This is a genomic window from Brevibacillus soli (assembly GCF_044759095.2).
Lineage (GTDB): Bacteria > Bacillota > Bacilli > Brevibacillales > Brevibacillaceae > JBIYSM02.
Genome location: NZ_JBIYSM020000009.1, coordinates 1 through 18,423 on the forward strand (window position 1 = coordinate 1; position 18,423 = coordinate 18,423).

The following is an 18,423-nucleotide window of genomic DNA, read 5'->3' on the forward strand; positions in this document are numbered from 1 at the left end:
TTTGAGCAAACACACGACTAAACGTTGCAATGGATGGAACGGGTCGATCGATGGGAAACCCACATTGGTAACGAAAGCGTAAATCACTGGTAAGTCTCAGATGAAGAGCAGAAAATTGAGAAATTCCTTCGAGAGGAGCCACCAACAAAGCCCGTAAAATAGCTTCGCGGCTGTGTCCCGTTGCACCTTGGGGCGTAATGCTTCTCAATTCTTTGGCGTACGGACGTAAGTCCAAAACCGAAAAAAACAGGGGAAGGCGTTCTTTGGATTCAAGTTTTTGCAGTTCCTCAAAGGAAAATAACGATGGCTGGAGAATATACAAGTGACTTCACCTTCCTCGAAAAGTTTTCGTGCGTGGTTGCTTGAAAACTTCTCCTTCTTGGGGTGAAGTCCTTTTTTTATGTTCGCAAACCCTTGTAGTGCAACGGGTCAGAAATCTGCAAAAGGCTCATTTAATAAATAGTTTCTCTGCTTTACAGCTTGCGCAGCTTGACGCTTTGCACGTAATGATTGGCTCCCTTTTCCAATATCAGGCGAGCACGGCCGCGCGTCGGCAGAATGTTTTTACACAAGTTGACACCGTTGATCTCATTCCAGATGCCCGTGGCCACTTCCGTCGCTTCCTCGTCGGACAGACCGGCATAACGATGGAAGTATGAGGCGGGATTGGAGAAAGCCGTTTTGCGCAGCAGCTTGAACCGTTCCACGTACCAGGTCATGATATTCTCTTCGTCAGCGTCGACGTAAATGCTGAAATCAAAGAAATCAGAGACGAACACCTCGGACACCTGCCGCTGGTTTTCGTCAACGGGTATTTGCAGGACATTCAAGCCTTCCACGATCAGAACGTCAGGCTGCCGCACCACCTGCACCTCGTTGGGAAGAATGTCGTAAGCCAGGTGAGAGTATACGGGGGCAACCACTTCCGGCAGACCCGACTTCACCCCTGCCAAGAATTGAATCAGTCTGCGTGTGTCGTAGCTCTCGGGGAAGCCCTTTCGTTTCAAGAGACCCCGTTCCTCCAAAATGCGGTTGGGAAAAAGGAAGCCGTCGGTCGTGACCAAATCCACTTTCGGATGATTCGGCCAACGTGACAGGAGGGTCTGCAAAATACGCGCCGTCGTGCTTTTTCCTACGGCCACACTTCCGGCGATCCCGATGATGAACGGCACCTTGGCAGTCTGATTCCCCAAAAACGTGTTGGTCGCCTGATACAGCTCCTGTGTAGCCCCTACGTGCAGATTCAACAGACGGGAAAGAGGCAGATAGATATCGGTTACTTCTGCCATCGACAGCGTTTCGTTCAAGCCCTGCAAACAGGCAAGCTCCGTGTCGGTAATGGTAAGCGGGGTAGAGGCACGTAAGCGTTTCCACTCCTCGCGATCAAATGTTACGTATGGCGATGCCATTTCTGGTGACACACCCTTTCTCCGGTTGTTGCCGTGACCCATTCAGTGTAGCACAAGAGGATGGCGATCGGCGTCAATTTTTCACAAAGACGTAGCGGTTGGTCGGCCTGCCTACTCCTCCGTATTCAATCGCTCTGTGGACCGTCCCGCTCTTCTCCAGATACTCGAGGTAACGGCGCGCAGTGACTCTGGCGATCCCTACTTGTTCCGCCACTTCTTCCGCACTCAGGGAACGATTTTGCTGCGTCAGGTATTGAATCACTTGCTGCAAGGTCAACGCGTTGAGACCTTTTGGCAGTTCTTCGGCAACGGAGGGGGACCCGGCAGATGTCTTCCGACGCAAAAGCAGCAGATCCACTTCCGTTTGCGATACGGTTCCCTCCTGCTGCAGCTGTATCCTGAAACTGCGGTAGTTTTCCAGTGCCTGCTGTATGCGTTCCAGTTTAAACGGCTTGATGATATAATCCATCGCGCCGTGACGAAGCATGGTTTGGATCGTCGCTTTGTCTTTGGCCGCGGTGATCACGATGACGTCAACTGCTTCGTTGTCCGAGCGCAGCTGCTGGATGGTTTGCACCCCGTCCAAAGCAGGCATAAAAATATCGATGACGACAAGATCAGGCTTCAGTGCTTTCACCAGCTTTACACCCTCTGCGCCGTTTCCCGCCATTCCTACGACTTCAAAACCAGGCACGCTTTCAATAAACTGACGATTTACCTCCTGCACCATCGGGTCATCCTCGATGATGATGACGCGAAACGATTGCTTGGCCACTTGCGCTCTCCCCCTCCTTCATCGGAAACGTAATCATAAAGCTTGTCCCGACTCCCAGCTCGGACTCGCACACAAGCTCGCCGTTCCCCTTTTTCACAAGCTGATGAACCAAATGAAGCCCGATGCCCCTGGTGGACCCACCCTTCGTGGAAAAGCCGCGTTCCAGCATCCGCTTCTGTGTTTCCTCACTCATGCCGATCCCGTTGTCTTCCACGAGAATGGAGCAGGTTTCTTCATTTTGCTCCACACTGATATAAACCTCTTTCTTCTCTCGTTCTGCCTGTTTAAGGGCATCGAACGCATTTTCAATGAGATTCCCGAGAATCAGGACAAAGTTGTGGCGATCCATGTAGGGAGGAAATCGTTCCATCTCGCTTCTTCTGTCAATCAACACGTCGATCCCCAGCTCTTTTCCGCGGCTTACCTTGCCGAGCAGCAATCCTGATATGCTTTCGTCGGAAAATTTACTCGATAAAAAGGACGACAGTTCCTCCTGCCGTTCACTCACATCGAGCAGGTACTGGAGCGCTTTTTCCGTTTGATTCAGCTGGAGCAGACCGGCGATCGTATGCAGCTTGTTCATGTGCTCGTGATTTTGGACGCGCAATGCATCGACGAAAGCTCTCACCCCGGTAAGTTCCTCTGCCATACGCGCTACCTCGGTCCGATCCTGAAAGATGGCGATGGCCCCGACCGTTTTCTCCCCCACCTTAATCAATAAGCGATTGGACCAGATTAACTTGTTTCCCACATGCAGCTCCTGGTTGATAAATGGCTGCTGATGCTCCAACACCTCAGGCAGTCGGGTATCGGGAATCACCTGCCGGATGGGCTGTCCGAGCACGTCTCCTTCAATTTCGAAGATTTGCTTGGCCTTGTCGTTAAAAATCGTAATCCTCTCTTCGTTGTCAATCGCGATCACGCCTTCGTGCATGGCATGGAAGGTTGCCGTCCGTTCTACCAGAATCCGGGCGATCTCCTGCGGCTCCAGATTCAGCATCTGCTTCTTCAAGTGTCTGGCCAGTTGATAGGAGCCCCATACACCAAACAGCGAGGACAGGATCAGGGTGATCGCGATGTTGTTACGATGCCTCAACACCATTTCAGAGATGCCCGGCATGACGTGTCCGACCATCACCACACCCACCTGCTGATGTTCGTTGTTCATGATCGGCGCATAGGCGCGGATCGCGGTGCCCATTTCACCTTTTACCTTTTGCACGTAGGTATGCTCTGTAAATGCCAGCTCTGCATTCCGATCGGTAAAGACGGTGTTCACGCGATCCTCCAACGGATCGGAAAAGCGGACGCGCCTCATGTCCATCACGACGACATAGGTGACGTCGTTGGCGATTCGAATGCGATTGGCCGTCGGATTAATGGTTCGCCATCCGTCAGGCTCCTCAATGCTTTGTTGGATCAGCGGAATTTCTGCCACCGTTCTCGCCGTGGTCAGAAGCCGCTGCCCCAGCTCCGCCTCTTCTAATTCAATCATGCTTCCCAGGACGATAATACCGCCGATCACGAGCGAGAAAAGGACAATGCCCACGGAGAGCAGCATAATTTTCCATTGGATTTTCAGAGTCTTGATCAGTGATTTACTTCCTTTCGCGATAGATTCCCTGCTACCATATATTTTAGGAACAGACAGTGAGGTAAATCAACCAGATTAGAGCAGGTGGAAATCATGAGGTCCTTTGTCAGCATCGGATTGTTTATCGTTGTCGGGCTGCTTGCCGCTTTGGCGACAGGCTTTCGCTCAGACTTGTTTACCCAGCTTGGGTACGACCAGGAGCAAGAAAAACTGCAGCAGCGCATTATCATCAAATTCAGCCACGTCGTCGCAGAAAATACGCCAAAGGGGTTGGCCGCTGCAAAATTTTCCAGTCTGGTCAACGAAAAAACCGGCGGCAAGGTGGAGGTACAGGTGTTTCCCAACGGCATTCTGCATTCCGACGAAACGGAAATTCCTGCCCTCCAGCGCGGCGATATCCAGATGATCGCGCCCGCCTTTTCCAAACTGTCCAATCTCATACCGGCTTGGCTGGCATTGGATCTTCCCTATGTCTTCCTCGATCAGCAGGACGTGGAGCGCGCCTTCCGCGGCGAAATTGGCGAGATGCTGTTTCAAACCCTCGAGCCGCACAACATGAAGGGACTCGCCCTTTGGAGCAACGGATTTAAACAGATGACGAGCAATAAGCCGATTCGCACCCTGGAAGACTTTGCGGGGCAGCGTTTCCGCATCATGCGAAGCCATGTTTTGGAAACCCAGTTTCAAGCCCTGAACGCCAAAGCAGTCCCCATTCCCTTCAACGAGACCTACTCCCAACTGGAAAAAGGCGTGATCGACGGCGGGGAAAATACCATTTCCAATATCTATACCAAGCGGCTCTATCAGGTGCAAAAATACATGACAACCAGCAATCACGGCTATTTGGGGTACGCGGTCATCGTGAATCAAGACTTTTGGAACAAGCTTCCAACCGACATCCAAGACAAGATTCTGGAAGCGATGAAAGAAACGACCGAGTGGAACTACGATCAGGCGGCGGCGATGAACGAACAGCAGCTCAAGCTGTTGAAGGAGAACTCCCGCCTGCAGATTTACGAGCTTGCTCCTGAAGAGCGTACGGTCTGGAAGCAAGCCTTGTACCCGATCTATGATCAATACACCCCTGTCATTGGAGAAGAAATCGTGTCCAAACTGAAACAGCTTCAAGAGCAGAGGTAATGCTCCGCTCCTTTAAGGTGTGGGGAAAGTTTCTGTAATGTAAGAAGCAAGTTTCCGATCTTCGCTCCGGTCTACGTCCTGCAATGAAGATAGAACTGTCCGCTCCGCAGGATTCGCAGGGGAGCGTCAAAGCCGTGTCGCTACGCAGCCTATCAGAGGTGACGGTGGTTTTTCAACAAGTTTAGAGCAGCTAGCCCACTGATGAGTTTGTCGATAAAGTGGATTGCGTATGATGAGGCGGTTTTTCCAGCCAAGCGACTTATGTAGCCCATCTTAGTGCCGCGACGTGGACGCAGGGAAAACGCAGCGCTACTCTGAAAAAACCTCATCGTGACGCTACTTTAGCGCTGCCCCTGCGATCGTCGCAAACGGACAGATTCACTTCCCTGCAGGGCGAAGTACGGAGCGCAGGTGGAAAAACCGCCTCTAGTAATTTTGAACGAAATCAGACCAAAATGAACAATATGACCGCATTCTTCTCATTCGTTCACAGAACTTTTACAATTGATCCATAACTAAAGCGCTTACAACTTATCAAGAGGGTGTGTAGAGATGCGGGTCAATTTTCGTAACCTGACCGTCCAGGTCGTCATCGCCATTGTCATAGGGATCCTGGTCGGCCACTTTTTCCCCAAATTCGGTGCAGAACTGAAGGTGCTGGCTGACGTTTTCGTCAAGCTGATCAAAATGATCATTCCACCGATCGTCTTCTTTACGGTTGTAAACGGAATCGCCGGAATGGGCGACATGAAGAAGGTCGGAAAAATCGGCGGAAAGGCCTTGATCTATTTTGAAATCGTTACCACGATTGCTCTCGCGATCGGTCTTCTCGTCGTGAACCTGGTGAAGCCCGGAGTCGGCTTTGACAAGAGCGCCGTGAGCGGCGGTGATATCTCCAAATACACCAAAGCGGCGGAAGAAACCAGCCACGGGTTTGTCGACTTTCTCGTCAACATCATCCCTGACAATGTCGTCGGCGCGATGGCAAAAGGAGAACTCCTGCCCATTCTCTTCTTCGCCGTCCTGTTCGGACTCTCGCTGGCAGCCATGGGTTCCAACGCTAAACCGGTTATTCAGCTGTTTGACAAGTTGACGCACGGCTTCTTCGGAGTCGTCAACATGATCATGAAGGTTTCTCCCATTGCCGCATTCGGTGCCATGTCTTACACCATCGGCAAATTCGGCCTCAAGTCACTGACTTCGCTGGGCATGCTGATGGCTTCCGTCTATATCACCATGTTCCTGTTCATCGTCGTGGTGCTTGGCCTCATCGCCAAATACTACAACTTCAGCATCTTTTCCTTCATCAAGTACATTCGCGAAGAGATTCTGCTCGTACTCGGCACGTCTTCTTCGGAATCCGCGCTGCCGCGCATGATGGAGCGGCTGGAGAAGTACGGCTGTTCCAAATCGGTCGTCGGTCTGGTTGTCCCGACAGGGTACTCGTTCAACCTGGACGGCACCTCCATTTACCTGTCCATGGCAGCCCTCTTCATCGCACAGGCATACGGCATTGATCTGACCATCTGGCAGCAGTTGACCCTTCTCGGCGTACTGATGCTCACGTCAAAAGGCGCAGCAGGGGTAACGGGATCCGGCTTCATTACACTGGCCGCGACACTGGCCGCCTTCCCGATGATCCCTGTGGAAGGAATCGCTCTTCTGCTCGGTGTCGACCGCTTCATGTCCGAAGCACGCGCCATTACCAACCTGATCGGAAACGGTGTGGCGACAGTGGTAGTTGCCAAGCAGGAAAAAGAGTTCCACCCGACAAGTACCGCAGATGTGAAAGATGTCTCGACCATGACAGCATAGGTAAAGGAGAAACGTGGAAACGCCTGATCGACGACGATCAGGCGTTTTTTGCTTTTCCCTGCCCCAGTATTCTCTTCGCGCGCTCCGCCACAGGATAATCAACCATTTTACCTCCGACCTGAACAGCAGCAAAACCGGAAGCCACTGCCTCGTCAAACGCTGCCGCTATTCTTTTCGCTTCCTCGATCTCCTCCTCAGTGGGGGAAAACACGTCGTTTACCACTTCGATCTGATGCGGGTGAATGACCAGCTTGCCTTGAAAGCCAAGCTGTCTGGCCAGTTTTGCATCAACCGCCAACCCTTCGGAGTCGTCCAAATGGATGTAGACGGCGTCTATGGGCGCTTCGATGCCGGCCGCTCTGGAGACGACGACCAACTGGGATCTCGCAAACAAGATCTCTGTCCCTTCTTTTGTCAGCTGTGCGCCGATGTCCAGGGTATAATCGACGGAGCCAAACGCCAGCCGCTTCACCCTGCTGTTCGCGGATGCGATCTCAAAGGCATGATAAAGTCCGAGAGCCGACTCGATCAGCGGAACCACTTCCATCGCACCTGTCTGAAGGCCGTGTTGATTCTCCCGCTTCGCAAGGAGGCAGTCTGCTAACGAAACATGTTCTTTGCTGGCCGCTTTCGGCAGCACGATACCGGCCAAATCGGGACCGGCAACAGCGCAGACGTCGTCCAAAAAGTAAGGTGTAGAAGGATCGTTCACTCTGACAAACTGAACCTTGCCGCGATTGTTGCGAAGCGCATGCGTTACCATGTCCCGCGCCTTCTCTTTTTCCTGGAGCGGGACGGCATCCTCCAAATCGTAGATGATCACGTCCGCCTGAAGTTCTTTTGCCTTTTCCAACCGCCGCTGATGATTGCCGGGGACAAACATCCAGGAGCGAAACAGAGACATTCTCCTCCCTCCATTCAATCTTCTCGATAGTTTTCAACGCCCTGCAAATAAAGGTCATTGCCGTAGATGTCATTGATTACAACCGCCGAAAACGAGTCTACGACAAGCTTTCGGATCGCTTCCGGGCCGAGGTCTTCATAGGCGACGATTTCCTGTGCCTGGATCGACTTCGCCAAAAGCGCTCCGGATCCGCCGACAGCGGCGAAATAGACGGCCTTGTTCCGGGCGATGGAGTCCCTTACTTCCTGATTTCGGTATCCCTTGCCGATCATGCCTTTCAGTCCAAGATCCAGGAGCTTTGGCGCGTACTTGTCCATCCGTCCGCTCGTAGTTGGACCCGCCGATCCGATTACCTGTCCGGGCTTGGCGGGAGTGGGGCCGACATAATAGATGACCTGCCCTTTTACGTCAAACGGAAGCGGTTCTCCCTTTTCCAAAAGCTCCATCATCCGCTTGTGAGCGGCGTCTCTGGCCGCATACACGACTCCGCTGATCAGGACCCGATCACCGGCACGCAAGCTTTCAATCACTTCATTCGACAAAGGCGTGGTGATGTGTTTACCCGACATAATCGATGCCCCCTAGAGTAGAACTTCCTTGTGCCGGCTGGCATGGCAGTTGATGTTCACGGCAACAGGGAGAGAAGCGATATGGCAGGGGTGTATCTCGATCTTCACGTCAAGCGCAGTCGTTCGTCCGCCCATCCCCTGAGGGCCGATGCCCAGCTTGTTGCACAACTCGGTCAACTCTTCTTCCAAAGCGGCGATCTCCGGCCGCGGGCTGCGCTCCCCAATCGGGCGAAACAGTGATTTTTTGGCCAGATAAGCGGACTTCTCAAACGTACCGCCGATTCCCACACCGACGATTACCGGCGGACAAGCATTGGGCCCCGCTTTTCGGACTGTGTCCAGGATAAAATCTTTTACCCCCTGCAGACCGTCAGACGGCTTCAGCATTTTGAGCGCGCTCATATTCTCGCTTCCTCCGCCTTTGGCGGAAAAGTGAATGGTGATTCTGTCTCCCGGCACCAGCTCCACATGTACGACGGCTGGTGCGTTGTCCCCTGTATTTACCCGCTCGAGCGGATGGCCGACGACAGAATTGCGCAGATAGCCTTCACCGTATCCCTTGCGTACCCCGTCGTTGATCGCGTCGTACAAGCTCCCCCCGACAATGCGGCAATCCTGCCCAAGCTCCACGAGAAAAACGGCATAGCCGGTATCCTGGCACATCGGCACCCGTTCCGTTGAAGCGATCTCGGCATTGTCTATCAACTGCTGCAACACGTCCTTTCCTGTCTCGGATACTTCCGTTTTCAGCGCGTTTTTGAACGCCTGCACGACATCCTCACCCAGGTCGTAGTTCGCCCGCTGGCACATGTCGGCCACCTTTTCCACAATCTCGTCATAAAGGACCTCTCTCATGTGAAAAACCACCTTTTCCATGCGTGTTTGTTGGCATCCCTGTTAAGCTCAGCCAGCGCATTCGTCAGCGGAATTCCTTTCGGGCATACCTGCACGCAGTTTTGCGAATTGCCGCAGTTCACAATCCCCGCTTCGCTGATCGCCACATCCAGGCGCGCCGCTTTGGACATGGCTCCGGTCGGATGGGCATTGAAGTACTTGATTTGCGCCATCGCCTGCGGACCGAGATAGGGAGAGTGGTCATTCACGTTGGGGCAGGCTTCCAGACAGCAGCCGCAGGTCATGCAAGTAGCGAACGCGTAAGACTCCTGCTGTTCATCCTGGGAAATTCTCGGTCCCGGACCCAATGCATAGGTTCCGTCTATGGAAACCCATCCCTTGATCGTTTTTAATCCTTCAAACATTTGCTTCCGGTCGACGCACAAGTCTTTTTCTACAGGGAAGGTGCCCATCGGCTCCAGGGTGATCGGCTGCTCCAGCTTGTCGACCAGTGCAGAGCAGGCCTGCCTTACTTTCCCGTTGATCACCATGCTGCACGCCCCGCATACTTCTTCCAGGCAATTGGACTCCCACACAATCGCCCGTACCTTTTTTCCCGACGTGTTTACCGGATTCTTTTGAATCTCCATCAAAGCGGAAATCACATTCATGTTTGCCCGGTACGGTACGGCAAACTCTTCCCAATAGGGGGCGCTGTCCGGGCGATCCTGCCGTTTCACTTTGATTTGAACCGTTATCATTCCCGCTTCCTCCTTCCTGCCAGTCTAATGGCGGGCAGCCGCCGCTTCCTCGGCAGAATCGGGACCGGCAGCTTCCTTGACGACGTCGTATCGGCGCTGACGCGGCTGAATGTAGGCGAGGTCGACCGGCTCGTAGTGGAATCGCGGGCCCTCCGGCGTATAGGAGGCAAGTGTCGTCTTCAGCCAGTTTTCATCGTCCCGCTCCGGAAACTCCGGCTTGTAGTGAGCTCCCCTGCTTTCGTTCCGGTTCAGTGCCCCCAGGGTGATCACCCGGGCCAGCTGCATCATGTTCCACAGCTGACGCACAAAAGTGACTGTCTTGTTGTTCCAGTCCGAAGTGTCATCCACGCCGATCCGCTGCCAGCGTTCCATCAGCTCCTGCAGTTTTTCATCCGTTTTTTGCAGGCGGTCGTTATAGCGGACCACCGTTACGTTCTCCACCATCCAATCGCTCATCTCCACATGCAGCTGGTACGGGTTTTCATTGCCGTCCATCCGGCAAATGCGCTGCAGGTACTCCTCCTGGCGCTTTCGTTCTGCGGCAAACACGTTGGGTGACAGGTCTTTGGCCGACTTTTTCAGGCCGCGTACGTACTCGATCGCTTTCGGTCCCGCTACCATTCCGCCAAAGATCGCTGACACCAGGGAGTTGGCTCCGAGTCTGTTGGCGCCGTGGTACTGAAAATCGCACTCCCCGCAGGCGAACAACCCGGGGATGTTGGTCATCTGATTGTAGTCCACCCACAAGCCCCCCATGGAGTAGTGCATGGCGGGGAAAATCTTCATCGGGAGTTTGCGAGGGTCTTCCCCGACGAATTTTTCGTAGATGTTTAAAATGCCTCCCACCTTTTGTTCCAGCACATTCTTCGGCAGATGGGACAAATCGAGGTACACCATGTTCTCCCCGTCAATCCCCAGCTTCAGATCGACACAGACGTGAAAAATCTCACGCGTCGCGATGTCACGGGGCACGAGGTTGCCGTACGCGGGGTACTTTTCCTCGAGAAAATACCACGGCTTGCCGTCCTTGTAGACCCAGACGCGTCCCCCTTCGCCGCGAGCCGATTCGGACATCAGGCGCAGCTTGTCGTCGCCCGGAATGGCGGTGGGATGAATTTGAATAAACTCTCCGTTGGCGTAGTGCACTCCTTGCTGGTACGCAATGCTGTGGGCGCTTCCGGTGTTGATGACGGAGTTGGTGCTCTTGCGGAAGATCATCCCGATCCCGCCGGTCGCCAGCAGCACCGCATCCGCGGGAAACTCCTTGATCTCCATCGACTTGAGATCCTGGGCGACGATCCCCCGGCACACCCCTTCGTCATCCAGGACGAGGGACAGCATTTCCCAATATTCAAACTTTTCCACTTGCCCTTCCACTTCAAAGCGGCGAACCTGCTCATCCAGAGCGTACAGAATTTGCTGTCCGGTGGTGGCGCCGGCGAATGCGGTGCGGGAATACTTGGCTCCGCCCAGGCGCCGAAAGTCGATCAGCCCTTCCGGCGTGCGGTTAAACGGCACTCCCATTCGGTCCAGCAGGTAGATAATCTCGGGAGCCGCTTCGCACATCGCCTTCACCGGAGGTTGATGGGCCAAAAAATCTCCGCCGTAGATCGTATCGTCAAAATGCTCCCAGGAGGAATCCCCCTCCCCTTTTGTATTTACCGCCCCGTTAATGCCTCCCTGCGCACAGACCGAGTGGGAACGCCGCACGGGAACGACAGAAAAGAGTTTGACTTTCCCTCCCGCTTCCGCAATCTTGATCACGCTCATCAGACCGGCCAGTCCGCCGCCGACAACAATGATGTTCTCGTTCATGTAACGCACCCTCCGTCTTTCTAAATAAATGCGAACAACGTACCGATCCCCACACCGGTCAGGACAACAAACAGAACGAGCCGGAGAGCGGAAGAGAGTCGCTGGGCAGCCCCCCCGCTGGTGATCCCCCAGGTAATCAACCCCGTCCACAGTCCGTTGGAGAAGTGGAAGGTCGTGGAGCTGACCCCCAGCACATAGAAGAGAAAGATCAACGGGTGCTGCAGATGGGCTTGCACCGCGTCGTAGTTGACCGGGGAGGCAAAGATCAGGCTGGACAGGCGAAAGACCCACAGGTGGTACAGCACAAACACCAGCGTGATCAGACCGCTTACCCTTTGCGCAAAAAACATCCAGTTTTGCGAATAGGAGTAGCGGTAGGGATTGTTTTTGGCCATCATGCCGATATAAATGCCATAGCCTGCATGGTAGAGCAGCGGCATGGCGATGAACAGCACCTCGATCACCGGCAAGAAAGGAATTCCCAAGAGCGCGCCTACATGACGGTCATACTCCGCTTTTCCCAGCATCGCGATGGCATTCGAGTAGAGATGCTCCAGCAAAAACAGGCCAAGCGGCACGATTCCGGCGAGAGAATGAAGGCGGCCGAGCAAAAAGCGGCGGCTGGACAGTTCTTTCACGACACCCGGCTCCTTTCGCTCCAGAAATCGGCCGCATCCGACAGGAATTCCAGCTGCAGGATCTGATTGATCCAACCGGCTCTTTTTTCCCCAGGCACATGAGCGGCCAATGCATTGAACTTCGCTGTCAGCTCCGCAGCCGTGACCGGATTTTCCGGGTCGCCTTTCGGATAATCGGTGCGCTGCCGCAGCACCTCACCTTGTTGTGTTTCCACCTCCAGAATGGAGCCCCATTGTTCCGGATAGGCGGCATCCACTTCGGGATCAAGTGTCAGCTCTACCCGTTGCATCAGCGAGCGAATGGCCGGATCGAACAATGCCTCTTCTGTGAAGTCGGTCAACCCTGCCGATCCTTTGACAAAAGCGAGGGCGACGCAGAACTGCAGGCTGAATTTGGAAGCGTACACGGTTTGCGGATTGGGATTGTCAGTGATGGCTACGACCGATTGATACCCGCCGACGCGAATGCAGCGGACATCCTGCGGAAGGATGCCGTGTTCTTTGCGCAACTGAAGTACCAGATCGACAGCCGGATGCGTGTGACGGCACGAGGCGTGAATCTTGAACGAGTTTTCCCGAATCTTAAAATGCTCGCCGAGTCTGTCAGTAATCCTGGATTCGTCAAAGGTCTCCGCCATCGCCCGGAAGAACCCGCGATCCCCTTCGAGGATTTTCGCGGGACCGGTGAAGCCTTTATGGGCGAGAAGGGAGGCCAGCAGACCGTTCATTGCCGCCTTGCCGGTGTGAAGCTGCTTCGACATCGCACCGTCCACTATAAACTCCCACAGTCCGGCTGCCTGCGTCCCTGCATTTCCCAGCGCATGCACGATCTGCCGCTCGTCAAGCTCCAACAGTTTTGCCACCGCCGCCGCCGCGCCAAACGTCCCGCACGTCGCTGTATTGTGCCAATAGTAGTAGTGGGAAGGACTCACCGCCTCACCGATGCGGAAACAGACGTCATAGCCGATCGCCACCGCGGCGATCAATTCCCTGCCGCTTTTGTGCAGCCACTCCGCCACCGCCAACGCTGCCGGAATCACGACCGTAGCGGCGTGGATAATCGACGCCTTGTGGATGTCATCCAGTTCCACCACATGGGACGCTGCACCATTGACAAGCGCCGCGTGTGCTACCGAGGTTTTGCCGCCGGTAACAAGCGATGCTTGCTCCGTGCCCCCCAGTTCCCTTGCCAGCTTGTCGATCATCTGAACCGGCGGTTTGTCAGCGCCCGCGACCGCCGATCCCAGCCAATCCAACAGGCACAGTTTGGTAAACTCCACTACTTCTGCGGGCAAATCATCATAGTGGGTATTCGCGATAAAATGAGCCAACCTGCTGCTGAGTGTCATTTATCTCGCCCCCTTCGCCGCCAAAACAGCCTGCAGGACATCCATCATCTCGTCGAAGCGATTGACCACGTGCGCCCCCGCTTCGCGAAGCTTTTCCGCCTTGCCGGAGGGACGTCCGACGCTGCCGGAGATGAATGCGCCCGCGTGACCGAAAACGGTTCCTTCCGGCATCTGTTCCGTAAAGCGGCCGGCGATATAGGAGATCAGCGGCTTGGTAAATCCACCCTGCTTGACGAAATCGGCCGCCTGCTCCTCGAACATCGTTCCCGGCTCCGAAAACGTCACCACCGCATGCGTCTCCTGATCTTGTTCAAAACATTCCAACAAATCGCGAATCGAGGTGCCGATCAACGCATCTCCTCCGATCCCGACGCTGGTGCTGACGCCGAATCCGGCACGTTTGACCATCCACGAAGTCTCTGCGGTCATTCCGCCGCTGCGGGAAATCACTCCTACATGCCCCGGAACGAAGCAACGGTCCGGGTTGTCCCCGCCGATTGAGCCCAGCTTCACGCGATCCTTCGGGTTAATCAGGCCCACGGTGTTGGGTCCAATGATGCGAACCTGATGCTGTCGCGCCAGATGCAGCATTTTGATCGTGTCCAGCTGCGGGATGTTTTCCGTGGTTACCACCATCACTTTGATCCCGTTGTCGATCGCTTCCCTGACCGCGTCCAATGCAAAGGCAGGCGGGACGACAATCAGACTGGTGTTGACCTGATGTTCTTCCACCGCTTCCCGCACGGTGTTGTATACAGGAACGCCGTGTACGTCCTGCCCCTTTTTTCCCGGTGTCACCCCCGCCAGGACCCTGGTTCCGTACTCCAGCGTATGCCGCGTCACCATGGTCGCCTCCCGGCCGGTAATGCCTTGAATAACGATGCGCGAGTGTTTGTCAATCAAGATTGCCATGGCACATCCCCCTTTCGATCGAGTCTCTCAGTACAAATCCGGATAGGCGGAGCGCATCCGCTCCATCATGATGGCTGCCGCTTCGCCAATGGTTACCTCTTCACCGTAATACTCTACTCCCGCCCCGATAAAAATTTGCTTGCCAACGGCGTCGTTCACACCCGCTTCCCGAACCACGACCGGAAACGTACTCAGATTGATATTAAGCTCCTCAAGCGCTCGCACGAGCCCTCTGGCCATCACGTCAATCTGCGTATTGTTCGTGATGTTGTGGGCGACGAACAGCCCCTTTACGCCGGGTTTGGAGACGATTCCCTTGGTCAGGCCGTACACTTTTTCTTCCGATGGATTGCCGCCTGTCTCCGTGTAGTTGGCCGGTCGTCCCCCAAGATCAACCAAAGCGTCGAAACTGAGCAGGCTGCCGCCGCCGCCTCCGCACATGAATCCGATGTCTCCGCCATCCATTTCGGTATAGCGAGCTGTGCCGCGATAGTCGGCATCGTTGACGGCAATCATCTGCTTTTCCAGCTCGGTGAGCGGGCGCCAGGTCCGTTCACTGCCAATCTCCACCATGCCCGCCAGCCCTTTCTGCCGGTACATGGCGGCATCGTCGACTGCCATGACGGAAGCCGCCGCCACGAGCCCCCCCTGTTTTGTGATCACCAGCGGGTTGATCTCCAACAGGTAGCAATCATAGTGCAGAAAGATGTGATACAGTTTGCTGAGAATGTCACCGGCAAGGAGCAGCTGTCTGCCGTTCAGGCCCAAACGGCTCCAGATCTCCTTTGCCTTGTATTCCGACAGCCCAAAGAGCGGATCGACGTGCTCGATCACAACCTTTTCCGGATACTCCGCTACGAGCTGCTCTACTTCCACTCCCCCTTCCGTCGTGGCAATGATGACAGGCATCTGGCGATTTTTATCGATCGCGATGGACAGGTACAGCTCTTTGTCGATGTCCACCTTCTCCTCAATGAGGAGTTTCTCTACGGGAAAATGGGAAACGGTCATCCCAAGCAGTGCCTGTGCGTGAGATTTTGCTTCTTCCGCCGTATCTGCAAATTTTATCGCCCCTGCTTTTCCCCGCTTGCCTACCGGAACGAGGGCTTTCAGTACGACCGGCCCTCCGTATCGTTGGACGATCATTTCCGCCTGCTCCGCGGTCTCCGCCACCCAATTCTGCGGGGTTGGCACACCCGCCTGGCAGATCAACTGCTTGCTGTGATGCTCCAGGATTTTTCCCACTTCGGCTCCCCCTCTTTGCTCAATATTATGGATTCAGGATATTGGATCCAATTTTAAAGCGTAAGGGATTGGAAATCAATCCCTAGCATCATGAAGGTGCTCTTTAAAAGCTTCACCCGTCCTCAAAATATGTTTGCGGATCACATTCTGGAGTTGACTCGCATCCCCTTTTTCAATGAGTTGCAGCATTTCCTTGTGCTCTGCGAGCGAACGTTCCATCTGGCCAGGCAGCATTCCTGGCGTGTGCGGCGGGAAGCCGTGCCACAGCATCTCGAGAATCATCTGAGCCCGCCGCCAGCGGCAACCCTTCCGCATCATGTGATGAAATTCCGCATTTTTCTGGATAAACTCTTCCACGTCATGTTTGGCTGCAGCCTGCTCCATGTCATCGGCCAACTGTCGCAGGGTCCGCTTATCTTCTGCGGTTAGATGGGGGAGCGAACGTTCGACCGCCATCGCCTCCAGCGTGGCCCGCAAATGGTAGATTTCCTCAATATCATCCGCCGTAACGGGTGTGACGATTGCTCCTTTGTGAGGCTCGAGGGTTACCAGCCCCTCTTTTTCCAGCTGCCGCAGCGCTTCTCGAATCGGCATCCGGCTTACCCCCATCGCTTCAGCCAACTCCTCTTGAACAAGCCGTTCCCCCGGTTTAAACTCTCTCTTCAGAATCGCCTCCCGCAGCCGGGAAACGACTCTCTCCAGTAATGTTGAACGGTCATTTAGTCGCAAGTGGCTTCGGTCCATGGGTGTCTCCTCCTGAAAATCATCAGCTTTCTTTTGTTCAGTTCAGCAACTATACCCCATTTTCTCTGACACACCTCGTACAAGTCAATTCCACAATCAATTGGACATGTTCTGCGGCAGCCAGAGAGACAGTTCCGGCCACACGACGATAATGGCGAGTACCACGATCATGAGAGCGACAAACGGCATGACTCCCTTGACGACTTCTTCCAGCTTCGCCTTGGTTATGCCGCTTACCACAAACAGGTTCAGCCCTACAGGCGGCGTCACCATGCCGAGCTCCATGTTGACGGTCATAATGATGGCAAAATGAATCACATCGATCCCAAGAAGCTTTAAAATCGGCAGGAAAATGGGGAGCGTAATCAGGATGATGGACGTCGGCTCGAGGAACATCCCCATGATAAAGAACAATAGATTCGCGGCGATCAGGAAGATCCACTTGTTGACCTCCCCTTCCATGATCCACCTGGCAATATCCTGCGGCACCTGTTCATTGGTCAGGTACAGGCCAAATACAGTCGCACCGGCGATAATCAAAAAGATCATCGAGCTGGTGTTTACGGTTTCCCGCAAAATGGTTCGCGTGTCCGACCATTTGATCTGCCGATAGATAAATACCGCTACCAGCAAGGAATAGACACACGAGATCACGGAAGCTTCCGTCGGGGTTGCAACCCCAAGATAGATCGTGCCAAGAATTAAAACGGGAAGAAAAGCCGCGGGAATCGCCTTTACGCTTAAAACAGCCCGATCCCGCCAGCTGGCTTTGGGCAGCCGGCCGAAGTTTTTGATTTTCGCATAGACGATAGCGACCACGACCAACACGGCGGTCAGGAACAATCCAGGCAAAAAACCGGCCATAAACAGCTTCCCGATCGATTCCTCCGCTACCGTCCCGTACACGATTAGCGGAATCGACGGGGGAATCAGGATGCCGAGTGTACCTGATGCCGCGACCAATCCCATCGCATAGCGCTTGCTGTACCCTGCTTCGACCATCCCGGGAATCATGATCGCGCCGATAGCGGCTGCCGTTGCCGGACTGGAGCCGGAGATGGCGGCAAATACCGCGCAGGCCAGAATCGTTACCACCGACAAACCGCCGGAAAAATGTCCCACCCACGACTTCAATGCGTCAATCAACGCATTGGATATTCCTCCGCGTGACATCAGTACGCCGGCGAAGATGAATCCGGGAATCGCCATCAGGGTGGAGACATTCAGCGAAGCAAAGATCTTCTGCGGCAACACATTGAGATTAAAGCCGCTCTCGAGCAAGGCGAGCGATGCCGAGATGACCAGCGCAACGGCCACCGGTACGCGAACCAGCAGCAGCAGGAAGAAGAGAAGAAAGATTATCCATTCCATTCGATCTTCACCTCTTTTTTCAGGCTGGCGAGCAGGCTGTCAAGGAAGCGGTAGCCGAGCATCAGACCGCTCAACGGAATGACGAGGTAGACGATCCAGAGATAAATCCCGGTGTCTGTCGACTGCTGCTGTGTTTCCAGATACATGGACAGCAGTTTTCCGCCGAAGAAGATGAAGAAAGCGCAGAACAGAACTCCCAACGCGTTGGAAAACAGGTTAAACGCCTTTCTCATACGAGGAGAAACGCGGTCATACAGGATATCCACCTGAATATGGTGACCCTCTCTCAGCGCCACGGCGGTGCCGATCAATGTCCCCCAAACGACAAAGTACGTTGAGATTTCATCCACCCATGCTTTTGGACTGTTCAAGACGTACCGGCAAACCACTCCGTAGAAAATCAGGCCTACACCAATGACGATCAGTGAACCGGAGAGATAATCTTCAAATGCGGCATATCGTTCACGCCATTTTGACATGCGCCTGCCCTCCCTGTTAATAATTGTTGAGCAAAAAAGGCACTTTCCGTAACGGGAAAGTGCCTGACC

At 54.3% G+C, this 18,423-nt stretch carries 18 protein-coding genes; 2 read left to right on the forward strand and 16 right to left on the reverse strand.

The window, feature by feature from the left end; genetic code table 11:
- From ACE99V_RS05390 to ACE99V_RS05405, 4 genes are all read right to left on the reverse strand, one after another.
- Positions 1–322: transposase (locus tag ACE99V_RS05390; RefSeq protein WP_400489240.1), on the reverse strand; the 322-nt coding region annotated here is incomplete at its 3' end.
- 151 nt (positions 323–473) lie between these two features.
- Positions 474–1,409: a type I pantothenate kinase gene (gene coaA, locus ACE99V_RS05395; RefSeq protein ID WP_400489241.1), complete on the reverse strand. Its 936-nt coding sequence runs from the start codon at positions 1,407–1,409 to the stop codon at positions 474–476.
- Positions 1,410–1,482: 73 nt separating this feature from the next.
- The gene (locus tag ACE99V_RS05400) at positions 1,483–2,139 is read right to left on the reverse strand and encodes a response regulator (RefSeq protein WP_400489404.1); all 657 of its coding nucleotides are present in this window, start codon (positions 2,137–2,139) and stop codon (positions 1,483–1,485) included.
- A gap of 4 nt (positions 2,140–2,143) precedes the next feature.
- Positions 2,144–3,745: an ATP-binding protein gene (locus tag ACE99V_RS05405; protein WP_400489242.1), complete on the reverse strand. Its 1,602-nt coding sequence runs from the start codon at positions 3,743–3,745 to the stop codon at positions 2,144–2,146.
- A gap of 126 nt (positions 3,746–3,871) precedes the next feature.
- Here ACE99V_RS05405 and ACE99V_RS05410 point away from each other — a divergent pair, with 126 nt between their 5' ends.
- Both ACE99V_RS05410 and ACE99V_RS05415 read left to right on the forward strand, forming a co-directional pair.
- The gene (locus ACE99V_RS05410; protein WP_400489243.1) at positions 3,872–4,918 is read left to right on the forward strand and encodes a TRAP transporter substrate-binding protein; all 1,047 of its coding nucleotides are present in this window, start codon (positions 3,872–3,874) and stop codon (positions 4,916–4,918) included.
- Between the two features lie 552 nt (positions 4,919–5,470).
- The gene (locus ACE99V_RS05415; protein WP_400489244.1) at positions 5,471–6,733 is read left to right on the forward strand and encodes a dicarboxylate/amino acid:cation symporter; all 1,263 of its coding nucleotides are present in this window, start codon (positions 5,471–5,473) and stop codon (positions 6,731–6,733) included.
- Positions 6,734–6,770: 37 nt separating this feature from the next.
- Here the strand turns inward: ACE99V_RS05415 and ACE99V_RS05420 are convergent, their stop codons facing one another.
- From ACE99V_RS05420 to ACE99V_RS05475, 12 genes are all read right to left on the reverse strand, one after another.
- Positions 6,771–7,637 carry an HpcH/HpaI aldolase/citrate lyase family protein gene (locus tag ACE99V_RS05420; protein ID WP_400489245.1) on the reverse strand — a complete coding sequence of 289 codons (867 nt, stop codon included), beginning with the start codon at positions 7,635–7,637 and terminating at the stop codon, positions 6,771–6,773.
- A 14-nt stretch (positions 7,638–7,651) separates the two neighbouring features.
- Positions 7,652–8,206, reverse strand: a complete 555-nt coding sequence (locus ACE99V_RS05425; RefSeq protein WP_400489246.1) for a Fe-S-containing hydro-lyase — start codon at positions 8,204–8,206, stop codon at positions 7,652–7,654.
- A gap of 12 nt (positions 8,207–8,218) precedes the next feature.
- Positions 8,219–9,061, reverse strand: a complete 843-nt coding sequence (locus tag ACE99V_RS05430; RefSeq protein ID WP_400489247.1) for a fumarate hydratase — start codon at positions 9,059–9,061, stop codon at positions 8,219–8,221.
- Positions 9,058–9,801 (reverse strand): succinate dehydrogenase iron-sulfur subunit, encoded by a 744-nt coding sequence (sdhB, locus tag ACE99V_RS05435; RefSeq protein WP_400489248.1) that lies wholly within the window; start codon positions 9,799–9,801, stop codon positions 9,058–9,060. Before sdhB ends, ACE99V_RS05430 begins: the two co-directional genes overlap by 4 nt.
- Positions 9,802–9,825: 24 nt before the next feature.
- Positions 9,826–11,616, reverse strand: coding sequence for a succinate dehydrogenase flavoprotein subunit (gene sdhA, locus ACE99V_RS05440; RefSeq protein ID WP_400489249.1), 1,791 nt, complete (start codon positions 11,614–11,616; stop codon positions 9,826–9,828).
- Positions 11,617–11,636: 20 nt separating this feature from the next.
- Positions 11,637–12,254 carry a succinate dehydrogenase/fumarate reductase transmembrane subunit gene (locus ACE99V_RS05445; protein ID WP_400489250.1) on the reverse strand — a complete coding sequence of 206 codons (618 nt, stop codon included), beginning with the start codon at positions 12,252–12,254 and terminating at the stop codon, positions 11,637–11,639.
- Positions 12,251–13,603, reverse strand: coding sequence for an MmgE/PrpD family protein (locus tag ACE99V_RS05450; RefSeq protein WP_400489251.1), 1,353 nt, complete (start codon positions 13,601–13,603; stop codon positions 12,251–12,253). The genes ACE99V_RS05445 and ACE99V_RS05450 overlap by 4 nt, the downstream gene beginning before the upstream one ends.
- The gene (locus ACE99V_RS05455) at positions 13,604–14,515 is read right to left on the reverse strand and encodes a succinate--CoA ligase subunit alpha (protein ID WP_400489252.1); all 912 of its coding nucleotides are present in this window, start codon (positions 14,513–14,515) and stop codon (positions 13,604–13,606) included.
- A gap of 27 nt (positions 14,516–14,542) precedes the next feature.
- On the reverse strand, positions 14,543–15,760 hold the full coding sequence (locus ACE99V_RS05460) for a succinate--CoA ligase subunit beta (RefSeq protein ID WP_400489253.1): 1,218 nt from the start codon (positions 15,758–15,760) through the stop codon (positions 14,543–14,545).
- 75 nt (positions 15,761–15,835) lie between these two features.
- Positions 15,836–16,504, reverse strand: a complete 669-nt coding sequence (locus tag ACE99V_RS05465; protein ID WP_400489254.1) for a GntR family transcriptional regulator — start codon at positions 16,502–16,504, stop codon at positions 15,836–15,838.
- Between the two features lie 96 nt (positions 16,505–16,600).
- Entirely contained in the window at positions 16,601–17,875 is a 1,275-nt protein-coding gene (locus tag ACE99V_RS05470; protein ID WP_400489255.1) for a TRAP transporter large permease, read from the reverse strand.
- Entirely contained in the window at positions 17,863–18,354 is a 492-nt protein-coding gene (locus tag ACE99V_RS05475; RefSeq protein ID WP_400489256.1) for a TRAP transporter small permease, read from the reverse strand. The genes ACE99V_RS05470 and ACE99V_RS05475 overlap by 13 nt, the downstream gene beginning before the upstream one ends.
- Between the last annotated feature and the right edge of the window lie 69 nt (positions 18,355–18,423).

Bases quoted from the DNA above. Each gene is read 5' to 3' on its own strand.
- ACE99V_RS05430 (WP_400489247.1), bottom strand. From the start codon at position 9,061: ATGAGAGAGGTCCTTTATGACGAGATTGTGGAAAAGGTGGCCGACATG.
- ACE99V_RS05455 (WP_400489252.1), bottom strand. From the start codon at position 14,515: ATGGCAATCTTGATTGACAAACACTCGCGCATCGTTATTCAAGGCATT.
- sdhA (WP_400489249.1), bottom strand. From the start codon at position 11,616: ATGAACGAGAACATCATTGTTGTCGGCGGCGGACTGGCCGGTCTGATG.
- ACE99V_RS05400 (WP_400489404.1), bottom strand. From the start codon at position 2,139: ATGGTGCAGGAGGTAAATCGTCAGTTTATTGAAAGCGTGCCTGGTTTT.
- ACE99V_RS05405 (WP_400489242.1), bottom strand. From the start codon at position 3,745: ATGCTGCTCTCCGTGGGCATTGTCCTTTTCTCGCTCGTGATCGGCGGT.
- ACE99V_RS05425 (WP_400489246.1), bottom strand. From the start codon at position 8,206: ATGTCGGGTAAACACATCACCACGCCTTTGTCGAATGAAGTGATTGAA.
- ACE99V_RS05465 (WP_400489254.1), bottom strand. From the start codon at position 16,504: ATGGACCGAAGCCACTTGCGACTAAATGACCGTTCAACATTACTGGAG.
- ACE99V_RS05470 (WP_400489255.1), bottom strand. From the start codon at position 17,875: ATGGAATGGATAATCTTTCTTCTCTTCTTCCTGCTGCTGCTGGTTCGC.
- ACE99V_RS05420 (WP_400489245.1), bottom strand. From the start codon at position 7,637: ATGTCTCTGTTTCGCTCCTGGATGTTTGTCCCCGGCAATCATCAGCGG.
- ACE99V_RS05475 (WP_400489256.1), bottom strand. From the start codon at position 18,354: ATGTCAAAATGGCGTGAACGATATGCCGCATTTGAAGATTATCTCTCC.
- sdhB (WP_400489248.1), bottom strand. From the start codon at position 9,801: ATGATAACGGTTCAAATCAAAGTGAAACGGCAGGATCGCCCGGACAGC.
- coaA (WP_400489241.1), bottom strand. From the start codon at position 1,409: ATGGCATCGCCATACGTAACATTTGATCGCGAGGAGTGGAAACGCTTA.
- ACE99V_RS05410 (WP_400489243.1), top strand. From the start codon at position 3,872: ATGAGGTCCTTTGTCAGCATCGGATTGTTTATCGTTGTCGGGCTGCTT.
- ACE99V_RS05415 (WP_400489244.1), top strand. From the start codon at position 5,471: ATGCGGGTCAATTTTCGTAACCTGACCGTCCAGGTCGTCATCGCCATT.
- ACE99V_RS05450 (WP_400489251.1), bottom strand. From the start codon at position 13,603: ATGACACTCAGCAGCAGGTTGGCTCATTTTATCGCGAATACCCACTAT.